General features: G+C 46.7%; 17 protein-coding genes and 1 pseudogene. 13 read left to right on the forward strand and 5 right to left on the reverse strand.

From position 1 onward, the window contains the following. Positions 1-198, forward strand: a 198-nt coding sequence (locus tag ACTRDR_RS13740) for a hypothetical protein (RefSeq protein WP_440528141.1), incomplete at its 5' end; no start/stop codon positions are given. A gap of 48 nt (positions 199-246) precedes the next feature. Here the strand turns inward: ACTRDR_RS13740 and ACTRDR_RS13745 are convergent. Further along, positions 247-1,203, reverse strand: a complete 957-nt coding sequence (locus ACTRDR_RS13745; RefSeq protein WP_440528142.1) for a bifunctional hydroxymethylpyrimidine kinase/phosphomethylpyrimidine kinase — start codon at positions 1,201-1,203, stop codon at positions 247-249. Next, positions 1,193-2,149 carry an ECF transporter S component gene (locus ACTRDR_RS13750; RefSeq protein ID WP_440528143.1) on the reverse strand — a complete coding sequence of 319 codons (957 nt, stop codon included), beginning with the start codon at positions 2,147-2,149 and terminating at the stop codon, positions 1,193-1,195. Before ACTRDR_RS13750 ends, ACTRDR_RS13745 begins: the two co-directional genes overlap by 11 nt. A gap of 685 nt (positions 2,150-2,834) precedes the next feature. Here ACTRDR_RS13750 and ACTRDR_RS13755 point away from each other — a divergent pair. After that, a complete protein-coding gene (locus ACTRDR_RS13755; protein WP_440528144.1) occupies positions 2,835-5,513 on the forward strand; it encodes a valine--tRNA ligase in 2,679 nt (892 codons plus the stop codon). Between the two features lie 85 nt (positions 5,514-5,598). Here the strand turns inward: ACTRDR_RS13755 and ACTRDR_RS13760 are convergent, their stop codons facing one another. Beyond that, a complete protein-coding gene (locus tag ACTRDR_RS13760; RefSeq protein ID WP_440528145.1) occupies positions 5,599-7,092 on the reverse strand; it encodes a hypothetical protein in 1,494 nt (497 codons plus the stop codon). A 275-nt stretch (positions 7,093-7,367) separates the two neighbouring features. On the opposite strand from ACTRDR_RS13760, the gene ACTRDR_RS13765 reads away from it, so the two are divergent. The 7 genes from ACTRDR_RS13765 (at position 7,368) to ACTRDR_RS13795 (ending at position 13,657) form a co-directional block, all read left to right on the forward strand. Continuing rightward, on the forward strand, positions 7,368-8,720 hold the full coding sequence (locus ACTRDR_RS13765; protein WP_440528147.1) for a bifunctional folylpolyglutamate synthase/dihydrofolate synthase: 1,353 nt from the start codon (positions 7,368-7,370) through the stop codon (positions 8,718-8,720). Further along, positions 8,707-8,856, forward strand: coding sequence for a hypothetical protein (locus ACTRDR_RS13770; RefSeq protein ID WP_440528148.1), 150 nt, complete (start codon positions 8,707-8,709; stop codon positions 8,854-8,856). Before ACTRDR_RS13765 ends, ACTRDR_RS13770 begins: the two co-directional genes overlap by 14 nt. Before the next feature lie 10 nt (positions 8,857-8,866). Then, on the forward strand, positions 8,867-10,282 hold the full coding sequence (locus tag ACTRDR_RS13775) for a tetratricopeptide repeat protein (protein ID WP_440528150.1): 1,416 nt from the start codon (positions 8,867-8,869) through the stop codon (positions 10,280-10,282). A gap of 125 nt (positions 10,283-10,407) precedes the next feature. Continuing rightward, positions 10,408-10,725 (forward strand): STAS domain-containing protein, encoded by a 318-nt coding sequence (locus ACTRDR_RS13780; protein WP_440528151.1) that lies wholly within the window; start codon positions 10,408-10,410, stop codon positions 10,723-10,725. A gap of 185 nt (positions 10,726-10,910) precedes the next feature. After that, positions 10,911-11,393: an ATP-binding protein gene (locus tag ACTRDR_RS13785; protein ID WP_440528163.1), complete on the forward strand. Its 483-nt coding sequence runs from the start codon at positions 10,911-10,913 to the stop codon at positions 11,391-11,393. Positions 11,394-11,396: 3 nt separating this feature from the next. Then, positions 11,397-12,164 (forward strand): SigB/SigF/SigG family RNA polymerase sigma factor, encoded by a 768-nt coding sequence (locus ACTRDR_RS13790; protein ID WP_440528152.1) that lies wholly within the window; start codon positions 11,397-11,399, stop codon positions 12,162-12,164. Positions 12,165-12,514: 350 nt separating this feature from the next. Next, positions 12,515-13,657: a glycoside hydrolase family 25 protein gene (locus tag ACTRDR_RS13795; protein ID WP_440528154.1), complete on the forward strand. Its 1,143-nt coding sequence runs from the start codon at positions 12,515-12,517 to the stop codon at positions 13,655-13,657. Positions 13,658-13,677: 20 nt separating this feature from the next. On the opposite strand, the gene ACTRDR_RS13800 is transcribed toward ACTRDR_RS13795, so the two are convergent. Then, positions 13,678-14,679, reverse strand: a complete 1,002-nt coding sequence (locus ACTRDR_RS13800; RefSeq protein ID WP_440528155.1) for a LacI family DNA-binding transcriptional regulator — start codon at positions 14,677-14,679, stop codon at positions 13,678-13,680. A gap of 152 nt (positions 14,680-14,831) precedes the next feature. Between ACTRDR_RS13800 and ACTRDR_RS13805 the strand changes: the two genes are divergently transcribed. Both ACTRDR_RS13805 and ACTRDR_RS13810 read left to right on the forward strand, forming a co-directional pair. Beyond that, on the forward strand, positions 14,832-16,124 hold the full coding sequence (locus ACTRDR_RS13805; protein WP_440528157.1) for an SLC13 family permease: 1,293 nt from the start codon (positions 14,832-14,834) through the stop codon (positions 16,122-16,124). 15 nt (positions 16,125-16,139) lie between these two features. Further along, positions 16,140-16,988 (forward strand): alpha/beta fold hydrolase, encoded by an 849-nt coding sequence (locus ACTRDR_RS13810; RefSeq protein WP_440528159.1) that lies wholly within the window; start codon positions 16,140-16,142, stop codon positions 16,986-16,988. Between the two features lie 59 nt (positions 16,989-17,047). Here ACTRDR_RS13810 and ACTRDR_RS13815 read toward each other — a convergent pair. Further along, a pseudogene (locus ACTRDR_RS13815) lies at positions 17,048-17,377 on the reverse strand (transposase); the annotation flags it as partial. Between ACTRDR_RS13815 and ACTRDR_RS13820 the strand changes: the two are divergent. Continuing rightward, entirely contained in the window at positions 17,366-17,803 is a 438-nt protein-coding gene (locus ACTRDR_RS13820) for an SLOG family protein (protein ID WP_440528160.1), read from the forward strand. The pseudogene ACTRDR_RS13815 and the gene ACTRDR_RS13820 sit on opposite strands and share 12 nt — an antisense overlap. A 49-nt stretch (positions 17,804-17,852) precedes the next feature. Further along, complete coding sequence (locus ACTRDR_RS13825; protein ID WP_440528161.1) at positions 17,853-18,524, forward strand: tyrosine-type recombinase/integrase; 672 nt, start codon at positions 17,853-17,855, stop codon at positions 18,522-18,524. The last annotated feature ends 438 nt before the right edge of the window (positions 18,525-18,962 follow it).

The following is an 18,962-nucleotide window of genomic DNA, read 5'->3' on the forward strand; positions in this document are numbered from 1 at the left end:
TGCATAGGAAATGATATCTTTGAGATAAATGTGTCAACCAATATTGACAATATCACATCAAGTAAACTGGAAAATAAGTCGAACACTTGTGATAGCTTACCGGAGTTTCACCTGACTATTGAAAGCTGCTACGATAACCCTAACGAACCTGTTGCAGATCAGAGTTATAATGTTGGTGACCCCAATTGGAATGACTAAATAATCCGCTCTGTCGGGCGACGGTAAAAGAAAAAGCCGTCGCCTTTTTTACAACAACGCCGCCAGATACTTTTCAAACACTACGCCCTCCTGCACGGGCGTTCCCGCCTTTTCACTTCCGGCGATGCACAGACCTACGAAGTTCGCTGCCTTCTGCACGGAGGTTAGCAGAGTCTCCCCGCGGACGGCATCGGCGGCGAGAATGGAGGCGAAGATGTCTCCGGTGCCGGGGCGGGAGGCTCCGGCAATGGGGGTGGAAACAGTGGTATAGACACCATCATCCCACAGAAAGTTCACCAGAGAATCCCCCTGGCGGATCCCGGTGATGACAATGGAAGCACCAGAGGAACCATTGGAGACAGCGCCAACGGAACTCCCGTCAGAACCACTGGCAGTAATGCCCGTGGAGGCTTCGTCGGATGTAATGGAAGCTGTTTGACAAATGTCAGCCAGTCGCTCACATAATCCGGACAGCTCCTGCATCGTCCATTCCCCATCCTTCCAGGGAGTGCCGGTCAGCAGGCAGGCTTCCGTGATATTCGGCGTGATAATATCCGCCAGAGGCAGCAGAGCCTTCATCTTCTGAACATGCGTCTCTGTGATGGAGGAGTAGGCCCTGCCGTGGTCTCCCATGACCGGATCCAGCAAAAACAGGGGCGGCCGGAACATTTCCACGAATTCCCGTACAATGTCGATCTGCTCTTCATTTCCTAAGAACCCACAGTATAACCCATCGAAGGTAAGTCCCAGTTCGTTCCATACTTTTATATAATCTCGCATATGAGAGGTGTAGTCATCAAAATGGCAGAGAGGAAATCCCAAATGGTTTGATAGAACAGAAGTAGGCACAGGGCATACCTGTACCTTCATTACGCTGATCACGGGCAGAGACACGGTGGTGGAGCAGCGCCCAAAACCGGCAATATCGTTGATCATAGCAAGGCGGGGAACGAAATCCCCGCCTTTATGAGCAGTAGTATTACAATTGTTAGCATTACATTTCATGGAATAATCCTGCTTTCTTCAGTGCCGGACGAAGTGCCAGATAAAGGACGGTTGCCAGAACAACTGCCCAGACAGCATTAAAGGCAGTAACACCGGTTGCAATTTTTGCCAATGCCTTGGAAATATCCTGAGGCACCCCTAACAAATATGTCTTATAGAAGTACCCTACCAAAGGATCGGCTACAATATTAAATGCCATACCGCAGACAGAAGCTAAAATAGTGACACGAGCCACATATTTTTTCGGATGCTCAGCACTCAGGTGGAAAATCTTGTGAGCTACCAGACCTACGATCAGACCGATGCACAGTTTTAATAGGAAAGTCTTGGGAGCACTGGTTACATAAGCAGTAGTCAGGTCAGCGATGGTCATACCCACGGCACCGGCAAGTCCACCCCAGTAACCACCCAGAAGCAGAGCAGCCAGTACACAGAAAACATTGCCGAAGTGCACTGCGGTTTTTTCCAGACTGCCGGGAACGGGAATGTCAAATTTCAAAAAAGCAAAGCCGATGTAGCAAAGAGCCGCCAATAATCCTGCCTGAGCCAGTCTGGTTACATCCACTTTTTTCTCTGCGGAAGGAACGCCTGCAATCGCATTATACAATCCCTTGATCGTCAGCAAAATAGCGAAGAATACAAGAACCAGGCTGTAAGAATAAGGGCGTTCTGCGGAAAGCTTCTCATCGGACAGTGTGGATTTCTGAGCGGATAACTCATCTTTCTGTGCATTCAGGGCATCCAGATCTCCGGTTGCGGTACCTGCGTTAATTGCTTCAATGGACGCACCTACTTCTTCTAACTGTGCCTTGACATCGCTTAACTGGCTGCCATAAGCAACGGACTCTTGATAACTGTTATTGTGGGTAATGACTGCCAGGATAATTCCCAGGATCAGGAGAATGGCTCCCGCGATCAATACGCCGTATGATTTTTTCTTTTCCATAATGATGATCTCCTCTTTGGGTTTCTTTTTCATAATTCCCATTTGTTCAGTGGGATATGTTAGAATTCAGTGTATAGAAAAAGTGGCTTGCTTAAAAGAGCCAGAATGTGTTTTTTTTACCATGCCAGTTTACACATAAAAACCATACATTCTGCAGGAAAACAAGATTTCCTTGACAAAGTCGGAATTTCTGTACTATATTTCTTATTAGTAGTTTGTAATTATTCAGAGCCTGTAAAGCTTATCAAATGAGTGTCGAATGCTTGCATTCGTAAGAACAATTGATAAGCTTTATAGGGCGAAGTAACCACATGAGCAAAAGGAAAGCCTCGTAGAGGCGGTTTTGCGAATGGGGTTCTGAATAGTTACAGTAGCTTTTATGAAAACAAAGGCAATGACGAAGAGGAGTACACATATCCCCTTACCAGAGAGAGTGGCTGCATGTATGCGCTGGAAGGCTGCTTCAAGACAGGAATGTGGAAGGTAGCTTCCAAGCCGGAGAGCCGAGACCGGATATTCCGGGCGTAAGTTCTCACGAGTTATCCCCGTTACCGGATAGGACTTTGTAAGAAGTCGCGAGGCAGCGCAAGCTGTGAACAAAGGTGGTACCGCGTTAATGACGCCCTTTGCTGACGAGAGTCGGCAGAGGGCTTCTTTAGTTTCAGGAAAATTTAAGGAGGACAAAATGAGCAAAGAATTAGCCAAGACCTATGACCCAAACGGCATAGAAGACAGACTGTATCAGAAGTGGCTTGACAAAAAGTATTTTCATGCGGAGGTAGATCATAGTAAGACTCCCTTCACTATCGTGATCCCGCCCCCAAATATCACCGGACAGCTCCACATGGGGCATGCACTGGACAACACCATGCAGGATATCCTGATCCGTTATAAGAGAATGCAGGGCTATAATGCACTGTGGCAGCCCGGTACCGACCATGCAAGTATCGCTACCGAGGTCAAGATCATCCAGAAGCTGAAGGAAGAAGGCATCGACAAACACGATCTGGGTCGTGAAAAGTTCTTAGAGAGAGCCTGGGAGTGGAAGAAGGAATACGGCGGACGTATTATCGAACAGCTGAAAAAGCTGGGTTCTTCCTGTGACTGGGACAGAGAGCGTTTCACCATGGATGAGGGCTGTAACAAGGCAGTCACCGAAGTATTCGTGAAGATGCACGAAAAAGGCTATATCTACAAGGGTGCCCGTATCGTTAACTGGTGTCCCGTATGTAATACCTCCATCTCTGATGCAGAAGTAGAATATCAGGAGCAGGCAGGACATTTTTGGCACATCAAGTATCCGTTGATGAACGAGGACGGAACTCCCAGCACCACAGAGTTTCTGACCTTTGCCACTACCCGTCCCGAGACCATGTTAGGTGATACCGCAGTAGCCATCCATCCCGATGACGAGCGTTATACACATCTGCATGGCAGAAAGGTACTGCTTCCTATCGTAAACCGTGTGATTCCTATCGTTGAGGATGCTTATGTAGACAGAGAGTTCGGTACCGGTGTCGTTAAGATCACTCCGGCTCATGACCCCAATGACTTTGAGGTTGGTAAGCGTCATAATCTGCCCGTGATCAATATCCTGAACGATGATGCCACCATCAATAAAAACGGCGGCAAGTTCGAGGGCATGGACCGTTACGAAGCAAGAAAAGCCATCGTGGAAGAACTGGATCAGATGGGCCTGTTAGTAAAGATCGAAGATCATGTACACAACGTAGGTACCCATGACCGTTGTAAGACCACCATCGAGCCCATGGTAAAGGACCAGTGGTTCGTTAAGATGGATGAGCTGATCAAACCCGCAAGAGAAGCAGTAAAAAATGGCGAGATCAAGCTGATCCCCGAACGTATGGAGAAGAACTACTTCAACTGGACGGACAACATCCGCGACTGGTGTATCAGCCGTCAGCTGTGGTGGGGACACAGGATTCCCGCATATTACTGCGATGACTGCGGTGAAGTAGTCGTAGCCAAGGAGATGCCGAAGGTATGTCCCAAGTGCGGCTGCACCCACTTTACACAAGATCCCGATACCCTGGATACCTGGTTCTCCTCTGCACTGTGGCCTTTTGAGACCCTGGGATGGCCGGAGCAGACCGAGGATCTGAAGTATTTTTATCCTACCGATGTCCTGGTAACCGGTTATGATATCATCTTCTTCTGGGTTATCCGTATGATCTTCTCCGGATATGAGCAGATGGGAGAGAAGCCTTTCAAGACCGTACTGTTCCACGGACTGGTACGTGACAGTCAGGGACGTAAGATGTCCAAGTCTCTGGGCAACGGTATCGATCCCTTAGAGATCATCAGCCAGTACGGTGCCGATGCACTGCGTCTGACTCTGATCACCGGCAACGCACCGGGCAACGATATGCGTTTCTACTATGAGAGAGTAGAGAACAGCCGTAACTTTGCCAACAAGGTATGGAATGCTTCCCGTTTCATCATGATGAACATGGAGCAGGCGCTGGAGAAGACCGGAAAAGATATCACCACCCCTGCGGCAGCAGATTTGCAGCCCGTAGACAAGTGGATCCTGTCCAAGTTAAACACTCTGGTAAAAGATGTGACCGACAACATGGATCACTTCGAACTGGGTATTGCCGTACAGAAGGTATATGACTTTATCTGGGATGAATTCTGTGACTGGTACATTGAGATGGTAAAACCCCGTCTGTACAGCACCGACGATGCAGTCAGCCAGAATGCGGCACTGTGGACCTTAAAGACCGTCCTGATCGACGCTCTGAAGCTGTTGCATCCTTACATGCCGTTCATCACCGAGGAAATCTTCTGCACCATTCAGAATGAAGAAGAGTCCATCATGATCAGCAAGTGGCCGGAGTACAGCGAAGATCGTGCATTCCCCGCAGAGGAGAAGGCTATCGAAACGATTAAGGAAGCCGTTCGCGGTATCCGCAACATCCGTACCGAGATGAACGTGGCACCCAGCCGTAAAGCAAGTGTATATGTAGTCAGCGAAAATGACGAGATCCGCAGGATCTTTGAAGAGGGTAAGCTGTTCTTCGCAAGTCTTGCTTATGCCAATGAGATCATGATCCAGGCTGACAAGACCGGCATCGCAGATGACGCGGTATCCGTAGTGATCCCCGGTGCAACCCTGTACATCCCGTTTGCGGAGCTGGTAGACATCGCACAGGAGATCGAGCGTCTGAAGAAGGAACAGAAGAGACTGGAAGGCGAGCTGGCTCGTTCTAAGGGAATGCTGTCCAACGAAAGATTCCTGTCCAAGGCTCCCGAAGCGAAGATCGCAGAGGAGAAGGAAAAGCTGGCAAAATACGAGCAGATTATGGAACAGGTGACAAAGCGCTTAGAGCAGCTGACATAAGATGTTTTTATAGAATATTAGGAAAAGAAAAGCTGTATGTTCTGTGGGACATACAGCTTTTTGCTTAGGCATTGGCACTATTTTGTTATCGGGAATACAGCATGGTAGTGCTGTCCTCATAGACACAGGTCATTCCCATATTTTCCAGTGTAAACCGGATACTTCCTTCCGGATGAACCAGAATATATTTTGCTTTTATATTGTCCGGATCATCATAAAAGTCCTGATAATCAAGGCTGACCCCGGCTCCGGCGGGAACGGCGAACAGAAGACCGTAATAGGTGGAAACATTTTCGTCCGGGCTTGCGGCTTTGCTGTCTGCGGTGGGCATTGCCACGACATTTTCATAGGAGATATCATCGGATATCTGAATGATCTTGGAGAAAGTCTCTTCCAAAGAATCCATATACGAAGAGTAACTTTCCTCCGCATAAGGAAGTCCATCAGCACCCTGCGTCTGCCAGATGGAGAACAGGCATATGGCAGCAAACAGAATTCCCCAGAAAAAATGGGATTCCAGGATCAGAACAACTGCATTTACGGTGAGCAGAGCTAAAATATGTCTTGCCCCCACACCCAGCTGATACATTTCGATAATGCTGATAAGAATCAGGGAATTCCCGATTAATGTAATGATATATATAGGAGGAACCGCCTGCTTTCGGATTTTTCTCAGAATGCATATGACTGTCATTCCGAATAATTCCAGACCTAAGAGGAGATAGTACCAGCCGACTCCGCTTCCCTTATAACGCAGGGCATACCAGATCAGACGAAGAATTTCGATGATGCTGTCGAAAAGAGACAGTAACATTCCTGAAAGCCCGGCAGAACGCATTTTATCGAAGGCAAAAATATTGTTAAAATACACAGAACAAAAATAATGGTTATTGATAAAAAATAAACCTATGATCGCAACAGCCAAAAACGGAAGGGAGAAGATCAGCTTCCTGTTTTTATCCTTTACGGCTTTCCACAGTGGGATCAGAAATAAGACTCCGTAATAGGGTCTGGCCAGGGTTAAAAGGCAGATCAGAAAAGTACATAGAACCAATACGGCGGAATCTTTACGGGGAGTAAAGGAACGACCGGCTAGCGTACGCACTTTATCGGATAATAAGTATTCAGCACATGAGGTTATCACAACTAATTGTAAAATAACAGAAGATTCTACTACACCCGAGAGTACATAGCGGTTCAGGAACTGATTTGTGATCCAGAATATGGAAATAACGCCAAGGCTTTTTTTATCGGGACGTAGAAAAATATAGATCACGAGAAAAGCCAGCATGCTGAAGAGAATATTGGCATAAACCGGGGAACAGTAATTCCAGCCGAAGAAAAATCCGAATATAACATAAGGGATCAGAGGCAGCAGTCCCCATACTCCGAGAGAGCCATAGAGAGCCCGGGACTGGTTGTAGCCAAAGTAGCCGCGGGGCATACCATAGGCGAGGATCCCTTCGATCTGTTTGTAGTAGGTGATCTCATCACTCCAGCCACCCAGAGGAATATAAATATCACTGATTAATTTTCCATCCCTGAAACAAAAAAGAATGGCGGAAAGAAGAGGGACCAACGTGAAAAGCCCCCCACATAATATTTTTCTAAACCGTTTACTGTTAAGTGGATGAAGCATAACTTATTTATAAATCCTCCTGTTAATTCAATTCGTTGTTCACCAATTATGCTGGCATATTGGCGGGACTGGGCTCATTATATCATAAATTTGGATTTCCGCATAGAAGAAAGATGAGCGCCCGCATTAACTGCATTGACAATAGAACAGAAGGTGTTGTACACTCTGTCATGAGACAAAGCAGAGTTATTGGATTTTGTAGGGATGATTAGATTATGAATAAAAATGCATCATCGTATGAGGAAGCGGTGGCATATCTTAACGATATGCCCCGCTTTACTGTCAAAAAGGATAACAGGGATTTCAGGTGGTTTTTAAAGAAACTGGGAAATCCGGAGCAGGATCTGCGGATCATCCATGTGGCGGGAACCAATGGAAAAGGCTCCGTCTGTGCCTACATGAGTTCGATTCTGCAGGAAGCAGGCTATCGCACGGCCGTATTTACTTCACCTCATCTGGTGGATATGCGGGAGCGGTTTACCGTCAATGGAAAAATGATATCCGAAGAAGCCTTTTTACAGGTTTACCGTGCAGTAGGGGATGAGCTGCAGGAGGGAGAAGAGCCCCCGGAATTTGTACTTAATTTTTACGAATATCTTTTCTGTATGGCATTACTCTGCTTTGCAGAAGAAAAGCCGGATTACTGCATCATTGAGACCGGACTGGGGGGAAGACTGGATGCCACGAATTATGTGGACAATAAGCTTTTGACCGTCATTACGAGGATCAGTCTGGATCACGTACAGTACCTGGGAGACACCACGGCGAAGATCGCTGCGGAAAAGGCAGGGATCCTGCGCCCGGGTGTTCCGGTGGTGTACCTGGACGGGGATGCGGACGCCAGTGCGGTAATTTGCCGTAAAGCGTCAGAACTTGATGCCCCACAGATACCGGTGTCGAAAAAGGACTATACTTTCCTCGGATTTCGGAAGAAATACATTGATTTTTCCCTGCGCTCTGAGTATTATAATTATATTAGTCTTACTTTGCACACCATTGCACGCTACCAGATGGAGAATGCAGCGTTGGCGGTTCGGGCCGTGGAAGTGCTGTTTCGCAGTACGGATACGGAGGAGAACGGCGGCAGGCTCTGTGCAGGAGCCGGGTGTCCCACTGTGGAAGAGATCCGTCGGGGAATCCTTGGCTGCTTCTGGCAGGGACGTATGGAAGAGGTGCTTCCTGAGGTGTATGTGGATGGTGCGCATAATGACGACGGCATCCGGGCTTTTCTGGATACCGTAACAGAAGATGGCCATGCGACAGGCAGGAGACTGTTGTTCGGTGTGGCTGCGGATAAGGACTGCAGGCATATGATACAGCGGGTGATCACGTCGGGATTGTTCGACCATATCGCTTTTACCCATATGCGGACGGCGAGATCTCTTTCACTGGAAGAATTCAGAGATCTGCTGGCAGCTTATCCGGGACATTATACTATGTATACGGAAGCGGATACGGCACTGCGGGAGCAGCTTCGGGAGCAACGCCCCGGAGAACGTCTCTATATCGCGGGCAGCCTGTATCTTGTCGGGGAAATAAAGGAGTCTTTGGACTATGATCAATTTTGAAGAAGAACTGAAGAAGTTTCATCCAAGCCTGGAAGTGGAAGATGCGGAAGAAGCCATCTACAATCAGGATCTGACCGATGCGGCGGATCTTTTGGTGAAGATGATGAAAGAAGCTGAAGAAAAAGAAAAGAAATAGGAGGGAAAGCATGTTTTGTTATAACTGCGGCTGCCATCTGTCAGAGCATGATTTCTGTACATCCTGTGGAGCAGATGTATCCCTCTATAAAAAGATCATGTGCATGTCCAACCGTTTCTACAACGACGGACTGGAGAAAGCGGGAGTACGGGATCTTACAGGTGCGATTAACAGCTTACGGCAGAGCCTGAAATTCAATAAAAACAATATCGAAGCCAGAAATCTGTTAGGACTGGTATATTTTGAGACCGGAGAGGTTGTTGCGGCTCTCAGCGAATGGGTCATCAGCAAAAATATGCGTCCCGAGAAAAATATCGCGGACGACTATATCAACATGCTGCAGTCCAACGCTTCCCGTCTGGATGCCATTAACCAGACCATCAAAAAATACAACCAGGCACTGGTCTACTGCAATCAGGACAGCAAGGATCTGGCAATTATCCAGCTGAAAAAGGTATTGTCCCTGAACCCGAAGTTCATCCGGGCACATCAGTTGTTAGCGCTGCTCTACATGGACAGTGAGCAGTGGGACAGAGCGGAGAGGGAACTGCGCAAATGCATGGACATCGATCGCAACAATACACTGACCCTTCGTTATCTGAAGGAAGTGGAGATGCAGCTGACGCCGGATGAGAACGGCAAACAGACCGGCAGACGGAAAAAAGACGATGCAGTCCGCTACCAGAGTGACAACGAGATCATCATCCAGCCATTAAATGTGAAAGAGCAGAAGAGTGCAGGCCTGTCCTCTCTGATCAATATCGCTATCGGACTGGTCATCGGACTGGCTGTAATGTATTTCCTGGTGGTTCCGGCGGCAGTGTCTAATGCCAATAATGAAGCACAGAAGACCATCACGGATATCGGTAACCAGTTAGACACCAAGACCTCCAGAATTCAGGAGCTTGAGACACAGATGGAGGCATTGCAGACAGAGAACGATACCCTGAATCAGGAGCTCCAGGGATATGTGGGAGCCGATGGTACATTGCAGACCATTGATAACCTGTTGGCAGCAGCTACTGCCTATCTGGAGAATCAGGATATTACACAGACGGCAATGAACCTGGAGACGATTTCCGCTTCTGTGAATGTGGATGATACTTCCGAAGCTTTTCAGACATTGTATAAGACATTGCTTGGCCTGATCGGACCGCAGCTCTCGGCGCAGTATTATGAGACAGGCTATAATGCTTACCGCAGTGAGGATTATAAAGCGGCTATCGAGAATCTGTCCAAGGCAGTCATCTATGATGAGACGAACAAGGACGCCTGGCTTAGTCTGGGTAATTCCTATCGCAAGAGCGACGACGCACAGAATGCCATCGCTACTTATGATAAGATCATAGAGCTGTTCCCGAATACCGAGACTGCCAGAAGTGCTCAGAGATATCGTTCCCAGCTGGCAGAGAATACCGCACAATAGGAATTTGCAACATACCATCAGACAATTACACACAACACACGAAAGAGAACTTGTTACAAGAGGCAGGTTCTCTTTTTTTATAGCAAAATGAAGAAACGCTGTGCAACAGCAGAATGAGAGGAAATATGGAAGATTTTCAAGACTTTCAGATCATTGATAATTGCCTGATGGTGCGTATGCCGGAGGAAGTGGATCATCACAGAGCCGCCTACATCTGCGAGGGGGCGGACAGGCTTCTGGTCAGGGAAAATGTGGAAAATGTAGTGTTTGATTTTGAAGATACCCGTTTTATGGATTCTTCGGGGATTGGAATTATTATGGGACGATATCGCAAGATTTCCTGCTTCGGAGGTCATGTCTATGCCATCCATACAGATCGGCAGATCCAGCGTATTTTCCGAATGTCCGGGCTCCACAGGATTGTAGAAATCCTGCCGGGGTAAGAGAGACAGAGCAAAGAGATTGTCGAAAATATGGAAAATATGAAAGAAATCATGCAAAAAAATATGAAAAAAGGTGCAATAGCAAGCGCAGAAATGAGGAAAACATGGTAGCAGAGAGGGAAGAAGTGCAACTGACAGAGAAAAGAGAGGATCCGCAGAATAAAACACAAGGGAACCGGAATGAGATGGAGATCGTATTTGATGCGATTTCCTGCAATGAGAGCTTTGCCAGAGTGGCGGTGGCGGCATTCATCACCCATCTGAATCCGACGCTGGAGGAACTGGCGGATATCAAAACTGCAGTGTCGGAAGCGGTGACCAATGCCATTATTCACGGTTACGAGAACCTGTCCGGGTACAGCAGACATGGGGAAAGCATTCCGGCGTACAGTATTGTTCATCCGGGAAAAGTGCGGATGCGCTGTGTCCTGGAGGGAGATATGTTATCCATCGAGATCACAGATCAGGGAAAGGGGATCGAGGATCTTAAGAAAGCCATGGAACCGCTGTTTACCACGAAACCGGAACTGGAGCGTTCCGGCATGGGATTTGCCTTTATGGAAGCGTTCATGGATGACCTGGAGGTGGAGAGCACACCGGGGAAGGGCACAAGAGTACATATGTGGAAGAAAATGCGTTGCGGAGACTGGATCGGAAAAGAGGACTGAGACATGGAAGAAGTATCAGTACTCATCGGAAAGTCACAGAGCGGGGATAAAGAAGCGAGAGAAGTACTGATCGAGAACAATTTAGGACTGGTGCACCACATTGTAAAGAGATTCCTGGGCAGAGGGTATGACCCGGAGGATCTGTTTCAGATCGGGGTCATCGGTTTGATGAAAGCCATTGATAAATTTGATCTGAGACTGGACGTGCGGTTCTCCACCTATGCCGTACCCATGATCACAGGAGAGATCAAGAGATTCCTTAGGGACGATGGACTGTTAAAGGTCTCCCGCACGATTAAAGAGGACGGACTGAAGGTGAAGCTGGCAAGACAACGGCTGCAGAGCAGACTGCACAGAGAACCGACGCTGCAGGAGCTGTCCGAGGAAGCACAGCTTGGCAGGGAGGCGATCATTCTGGCAATGGAAGCCGGAGCAGAGGTGGAATCCCTCAACAGCAGCTTGGGGCAGGAGGATGGCAGCGAATTGTGCCTGGCGGACCGGGTAGTGGCGGCCACCCATGGCTGCGTAGGTGCCAGCATTGGCAGCAGCGGAGCTGTGGAAAATGATGTGGAGAAGGACAGGCTGTTAGACCAGATGCTGCTGGCACAGCTGCTTGGGGAGCTTCCGGAGAGAGACCGGGAGTTGATCCGCATGCGCTATTTTCAAAATAAGACCCAGGTGGAGATCGCCGGGATCCTGGGGATCAGTCAGGTACAGGTAAGCCGTCTGGAGAAAAAGATACTGCGGGAAATGCGGGAGATGGCCGGATAAATCGAAATTTCATTAAGAATTCATAAACATAATTTTCCCTCTTCCTTTCCGTCGGAAATTCGATTATATTATATAAAGGAATGTAATGATGCCAGGGTCAAAAGGTCTAAGCCCATATGAGCTTGCTCATAAGTGGGTGAAAGACCTTTTGACCCGCCCCGATATGAGCATAAAAGTGGGATGATAATCCCACGATATGCGAATATTGGGTAGGATTGTGGGAGTGCATAGCACGGAACAATCCGTAGACATCAAAGTCGGGGGCTTTTGACCCCGATATCATGTAATTAGATAGGGCTGAATACTGTAATTTTAGAGAGACAGTATGAAAAAGGAGAGCAGGGGTACTTATGAAAAAACAAAATGAAAACGGACGGATCTCCGAGGATCGTCTGAGCAGGGCAAATAAGCGTAAGAAAAATAATACGTTAGCATCAATCCTGGTGATGACCGGATGTCTGTTAGTACTGGTGCTGGTAACATATGTGGCAGGAATCCTGTATTCCTGGATCGACAGCAAGTTCCAGGATAACGCCAACGATCTGGCAGCGGCAGCGGAAGCGGGCGGTCAGACGGAGAGTGCAGCAGAGGCTGCTAAGACTTATACGCAGGAGGAAGTGGATGCGCTGATAGCGGAAGCAAAGCAGCAGGCCGAGGATGAAGAAGAGAACAAGATCCTCTCCGGGATCCGTGATGGCCTGACCTCCGGTACCACCATGGTAGAGACTTTACGTCCCTACTATCCGGATGAACTGGTGGTAGTGAGCAACGGAACTTTTAATTTTGTTCCCATTCGTGACGACTTGCAGAAAAATGACTATGTATTGGAGAACCTGAACATTTTGGAGGATGGCGAAGTGCAGTATATGCAGGACGGCCAGGTGGTATCCCACAAGGGAATCGACGTCTCCAAGCATCAGGGCAATATCGACTGGACGAAAGTCGCTGCGGATGGTGTAGAGTTCGCATTTATCCGTGTGGGCCTCAGAGGCTACGGTACCGAAGGGAAACTTGTGGAAGACGAGTATTTCGAACAGAATATCAAGGGTGCTCTGCAGGCAGGCATCAAAGTAGGTGTCTACTTCTATTCCCAGGCGATCACGGATGCAGAACTGTTGGAAGAGGCGAATCTGGTATTAGAGAAGATAAAGCCTTACAATGTTGAGCTTCCCATTGTCTACGATGTGGAGAAAGTAAGCGGCGGCAAAGGACGTGCCAATGATCTGAGCGTGGAAGAGAGAACCCGCCTGACCGCTCTGTTCTGCCAGACTGTTCAGGATGCCGGTTACAAACCCATGATCTATCACAACATGGAGATGGCTACGCTGATGCTGGATCTGGGACAGCTGGAACAGTACGATAAGTGGTTTGCTTACTACAATGATGATCTCTATTATCCGTATGCCTATAAGGTATGGCAGTACAGCGAAAAAGGCGCTGTGGACGGCATCAATGAGGAAGTGGATCTGAATATCTGGTTCGGGGACTTCTAAAAAATAAAACGATAGTGGTATCAGGCGGAACCTCTCTCAATCAGGGAGGTTCCGATTTCTATTTTTACAGGAATATCGAATCCTCCTTTTATCATATCCAAAAGTCTGCTCAGGGATGCTTCCGCCATGCAGGATGGATAAGCTTCGATTGTGGAAAGACCCGGATGGGAATTCTCTGAATAGAACGAATTATCGAATCCGACGAAAGCGATATCCTCAGGTGTTTTATAACCTCGAGATTGAAAAGCCATCATTGCTCCGACTGCCTGGGCATCCGTATCGGCTATATAGCATCTGGCAAATTGGTTCTTATACATCAGAATATCATTCATATCAGCTTGGGCACCGTACATATTAGGTAGCGTGATATTGATATCACTGTTCCGTACAGACATCCTGTATTTCTCCAATGCTTGAGCATACCCTATAAAGCGTTCTTCGTAATTATACAGTCTGAGTGATGACTGCAGGTATCCCGGCTGACATTTGTATTTTTTGATCAGATACTCTGTCGCAAGGTAGGCACCTTGAAGATTATTCACCTTTACACAATTGACCGGTACAGTGTTGAACCAGGTGTCCATAAGGACAAGAGGAAAACCTAACGCCAGAAAACTTTTCAGCCGGTCCGATGAGATATCCGTGCCTAACAGCAGAATGCCTGCGCAATCCGAGTACTTGATTTTTTCGAGATTGTTATCAAAATCCGCATCTTCTAAAATTTTAATGCTTTTATATTTATAACCTTTTGCAGGTATTTCTTTATCCAGACTAGAAGCGAGATAACTGAAAAACGGAGCTTCCTGGGGAGAGCTATAGCTGACGTATCTCACATAATAAATCGTGCCGGTCAATTTTCCCTCTTTTGTGGAAGTTGAAAAATCATAACCATATTCATGAGCCGCTGTGAGAATTCTTTTTCTGGTTGCGGTGCTGACTCCAGGTTTGCCGTTAAGCGCTACGGAGACGGATGCGGTTGACAGATTTAATAATTGGGCCAGCTCTTTTGCGGTAATTGACATATTGTTTTGTCCCTCCCATGATATGATTAGGCTGATTAGGCAACTGTTAGGTGAAAAATACCAAAAATATAATTGAAATTAGCAATTATATATTGTAATTTTACAATATCCCGGGAAGAAAATAAACTATAAAATTGGAGGGCATTCATTTTATGACGTATGTAAAATTGATATTATTTATCGTGGCAATATTGATTTCCGTACTTGGCGGTAAAAAATTGAAAATAAATGCGGGATTGATTGCCATTGGCTTTGCGTTTATTTTTGGCGTGACAATTACCGGACTTGGGGTTAACGGTGTGGTAAATTTGTTCTCAGCAAGGCTGTTTGTCAATATGTTTTTGGTTACGTTCTTTTTTGGTTATGCGACAGCAAACGGTACGATGTTGAGCATCACAAAGTATTTGTTTAAGAATTTTAAAGGTGCACCCTGGCTGTTACCGCTACTTTTCTTTGCAATACCGTTTTTAATGGCTTTTGCAGGTGCTTCCACAGATTCCATTATTTTATTTTTGACTCCGATCGCATTTGCATTTATTATTGAAGCAAAGCTTCCTCCCGTACTGGCATCCATTTTGCTTTGGGCAACTTGTGCAGGCTCATGGGCACCCTGGCTTACCAATTATGCTACCTTTTCTTCATGGTTTGGCGAATCCATCGGAATGGAAGCCGCAGAGGCAGGATTTACAAAGCTCTTTATTGTAGCCTGTGTCATCAACATTTCCTTTATGCTCATTTCTTACATTGTACTTGGAGGATGGAAGGTTAAAACGTCGATGGAAATTCTCGGAGACGAAAAAATTGAGATTACTAAAGAACAGAAAAAAACCATGTATATTATTTTAGCGGTAATTGCTGTACTTATTATCCCTACTCTGATTCAGTTGATTCTTCCGAATCCCGTAACGGGATGGATGAAAGCAAATCTGACTATTCAGGTTCTTTCGGCACTTGGAATCATTGCAATGCACCTGACCAAGGCAGCAGATACCAATGATGTAATTAAGAATCAGATTCCATGGGGACTGATTATCATGGTATGTGGTATGGCAATGCTGATGGGAGAAGCAGGAAACTTAGGAGTGACCGAAACAATTTCAGCCCTGCTAGAGTCTGGATCTCTGCCTGCTTCGGCGATTATTCCTTTCATTGCAGCAGTATGCGGATTTTTAAGCCTGTTTGTATCCGGTGGCGTTATTACACCACTGATTATTGCACTGGCACCGGCACTTGTTTCTTATGGGGTATCCGGCGCAGCAATTATAGTTGCATCACAGATGGGTATGATTGCAACCAGTATTTCTCCATATTCTATGGGAGGCGCAATCTGCATTACCGGCTGTCCTGAAAAGTATTCAAGCAAAGTCGGAAACCAGCAGTTGATGCTTGCAATTATGATGGGGGTTATTGTAACGTTACTGGCAGTGTTTGGTGTATTTAATTAAAGGAGAAGATGTATCATGCCAATGATAGAAATAAGTGAAGGAGTACATATTCATTTTGAAGAATATGGAGAAGGGGACAAGACAGTCATTTGTTCTATGATTGATTATCCAAGATACTCTTCCATCAGAGATTTGTGCAAATTTGGCTACCATGTATATCTGCTTACAAACCGTGGATTTGGAAAATCAGATCATTCAGATATTGATTACGGTGCCGGATGGTGGGATATCTGGGCAGGAGATGTGATCCACTTTGCAGATAAAAAAGGGATTGGCAAATTCGTCTATGCGGGAGATTCCCATGGAGCGGGAACGGGATGGCATCTTTGTAAGGATTACCAGAACAGATTGAATGCATTCGTTGCAATAGTTCCGGGGCCCTATAATCTTGATGAGGGATTTGTATCCTATAGAACGAGAATTTTAAGAGGGGAAAAAGTAAAGCCAATGGAAATTCCACCGGAGACTTTTGAAGATCAGGCAGTAATGGAAAGAGCGAGACGGGATAAGGAATATATGGCCGTAGAGCAGCTGGATCATCAATCACCGGAAGAAAAGAAGCTCGATTATAAGCGTCCGCTTTTAGATTTACAGAATGAGGCAAATACACAGGCGTTTTTAAAGGGGATTACAATTCCCACGCTTATCATCGGTGGAACGGAAGATCCCATCTCCAGACCGGATCTTATGCTACGTACGGTTGAATGCATTCCGCACAGCAAGCTTCTTTTATATCATGGCTTTTCTCATAATGAACCCTGGAGGATTTTTGTGGAAGAAGTGTCTTCAGAGATTGCATTCTTTTTAAATAATGTTTTTGAAAATGAGGGACATTATTACAAAAAGATAATCAATGATAACTGATAACCGGGGAGGAGGGATTCTTAGAATCCCTCCTCAGACTGTAGACAAAACGCTTTTGGTCAGCACTCCAGAAGCGTTTTTCTTGTTTTCGGTTCAAAAAGTGTGTACTTGATCAATAATAAACACTTTTGGGCTCCCCTTTTTCCCTTCCTGGCTATCATCTTTGCCAGTTTTTTCAGATTCATGCAGGCAAACGTAAGCCCGACTTTCATTTCCATCCGGGCTTTTCCTATCATCTGTGTATAGCGGAATCCGTGGTTTTCTTTTGCTGTTCCGAAGAGGCGCTCTACGGTCTCTTTCCGTTGCGCATACATTTCCTTCATCCCAATCGTATGCCGGATATCCTCACACTTTTCCATGTACGGCTCCCAGATATTATGGAACTGCGTCAATGTGGAGTGACAGAATTTCAAGTTGCCTGTGACCCCGGCGTGGGGCTATACGCCGCAGAGATCATCAACACGCTGAGGGAAAATGACCAAGCCCTTCGTTTGATCTGTGCCCTGCCCCACGAAGGGCAGGCTACCAAGTGGACACCGCAGTTGCGAGACCGTTATTTTAATATGCTGGCGAGTTGCACGGACATAATCTGCATCGCTCTCCATGAGCAGCCAGACGCCCAGTTTTCAGCCTATCAGCAAATCATCAAGCAGTCGGAGGTTTTAATGACTGTCTATGACCCCGACCTTTCCAATGGCAGTGCAGAAGACAAGGCCGTGGCCTATGCCCTTGCGCTGGGGAAGCCGACTCTGGTGATTCACCCTCAAACACGGAAAGCCCGTTGGGTCAATATGCCGGAAAACGCAACTGAATAGCTCTTACAGATGCGGTAAAATATCGGTACTACAATTTGGAGGTACTGATATGTCGAAAAAACACCCCGCTGTAACGATAACCATGATTGACAGATATTTGACCCACTTACGGGAGCAGGAGCGGTCTGCTGCTACACTTCAGAAATACAGGCATTACCTGAATGAACTCTGCGGCTACCTGCACAATGCGCCGCTGAACAAATCTGCACTGATCGACTGGAAAGAACTGCTTATCAGCAAGTATGCTCCAGCCACGGTGAACTCCATGCTTATCGCCGTCAACGGCTATCTTCGATTTTATGGCTGGCAAGGGCTATCTGTGAAACTGCTGAAAGTGCAGAAAGTATTATTTATAGATGAATCAAAAGAGCTGACGAAAGCAGAGTATGACCGTTTGGTGCAGGAAACACAACGGAAGAACAACGAGCGCCTTGCCCTTGTCATTCAGACCATCTGCGCTACGGGTAGGCCGTTAGACCGGTCAAATATCTGGCGAGATATGAAGGGCCTGTGCGAAAGTGCTGGGGTAGCGCCAGAGAAGGTCTTTCCCCATAGCTTGCGCCACCTGTTTGCCCGCACTTTTTACTCGCTGGAGCGTGATTTGAGCCGTCTCGCTGACATTTTGGGACATTCCAGCATTGTCACCACCCGCATTTATACGGCAGAGAGCGGGGCTATTCACGCACGCCAAATGGGGCGATTGGGACTTGTGATAACATAGTTTGCGTTCTGTGGTATACAATCTCATATTGTGAGATTTATCGCAGTTCAAAACACCGTCGTAGCGCAATTCCTCACAAATTGACGTAAAAAATCCGAGGTAATGTGACAGGTTATAGATTCTCGTCGATTTTGTGAAATAGCCGTTGCAAACGGTATACTGCAATGCTATAATTTCAGCGTAAAATTAGTGGATATTCAGACGTTATGCAATAAAGTACCACAGAACGCAAATTATGAGGTATTCTCTGCATTTTACGTCTTGTTTTTTGTTCATATGCGCTGTTCATCAGTGCTTTGACTGGTTGATAGCGTTAAATAGGAGGAGAAATCAATATGAAAAAACGAATCCTAACAGGGTTGTTAGTAGCGGCAATGCTACTCGCATCATTGCCAACAGCCGCATTTGCGGCGGATGATACGAATGCTGAAGCACCTG

It is taken from the genome of Simiaoa sp., from assembly GCF_051972595.1.
Taxonomy (GTDB): Bacteria; Bacillota; Clostridia; order Lachnospirales; family Lachnospiraceae; genus Acetatifactor; species Acetatifactor hominis.

Excerpts from the sequence above, each read along its gene's own strand:
- ACTRDR_RS13800 (WP_440528155.1), bottom strand. The coding sequence starts at position 14,679 with ATGTCAATTACCGCAAAAGAGCTGGCCCAATTATTAAATCTGTCAACC.
- ACTRDR_RS13780 (WP_440528151.1), top strand. The coding sequence starts at position 10,408 with ATGGAAGATTTTCAAGACTTTCAGATCATTGATAATTGCCTGATGGTG.
- ACTRDR_RS13770 (WP_440528148.1), top strand. The coding sequence starts at position 8,707 with ATGATCAATTTTGAAGAAGAACTGAAGAAGTTTCATCCAAGCCTGGAA.
- ACTRDR_RS13750 (WP_440528143.1), bottom strand. The coding sequence starts at position 2,149 with ATGGAAAAGAAAAAATCATACGGCGTATTGATCGCGGGAGCCATTCTC.
- ACTRDR_RS13785 (WP_440528163.1), top strand. The coding sequence starts at position 10,911 with ATGGAGATCGTATTTGATGCGATTTCCTGCAATGAGAGCTTTGCCAGA.
- ACTRDR_RS13810 (WP_440528159.1), top strand. The coding sequence starts at position 16,140 with ATGCCAATGATAGAAATAAGTGAAGGAGTACATATTCATTTTGAAGAA.
- ACTRDR_RS13795 (WP_440528154.1), top strand. The coding sequence starts at position 12,515 with ATGAAAAAACAAAATGAAAACGGACGGATCTCCGAGGATCGTCTGAGC.
- ACTRDR_RS13745 (WP_440528142.1), bottom strand. The coding sequence starts at position 1,203 with ATGAAATGTAATGCTAACAATTGTAATACTACTGCTCATAAAGGCGGG.
- ACTRDR_RS13825 (WP_440528161.1), top strand. The coding sequence starts at position 17,853 with ATGTCGAAAAAACACCCCGCTGTAACGATAACCATGATTGACAGATAT.
- ACTRDR_RS13755 (WP_440528144.1), top strand. The coding sequence starts at position 2,835 with ATGAGCAAAGAATTAGCCAAGACCTATGACCCAAACGGCATAGAAGAC.
- ACTRDR_RS13775 (WP_440528150.1), top strand. The coding sequence starts at position 8,867 with ATGTTTTGTTATAACTGCGGCTGCCATCTGTCAGAGCATGATTTCTGT.
- ACTRDR_RS13790 (WP_440528152.1), top strand. The coding sequence starts at position 11,397 with ATGGAAGAAGTATCAGTACTCATCGGAAAGTCACAGAGCGGGGATAAA.
- ACTRDR_RS13765 (WP_440528147.1), top strand. The coding sequence starts at position 7,368 with ATGAATAAAAATGCATCATCGTATGAGGAAGCGGTGGCATATCTTAAC.
- ACTRDR_RS13820 (WP_440528160.1), top strand. The coding sequence starts at position 17,366 with ATGGAACTGCGTCAATGTGGAGTGACAGAATTTCAAGTTGCCTGTGAC.
- ACTRDR_RS13805 (WP_440528157.1), top strand. The coding sequence starts at position 14,832 with ATGACGTATGTAAAATTGATATTATTTATCGTGGCAATATTGATTTCC.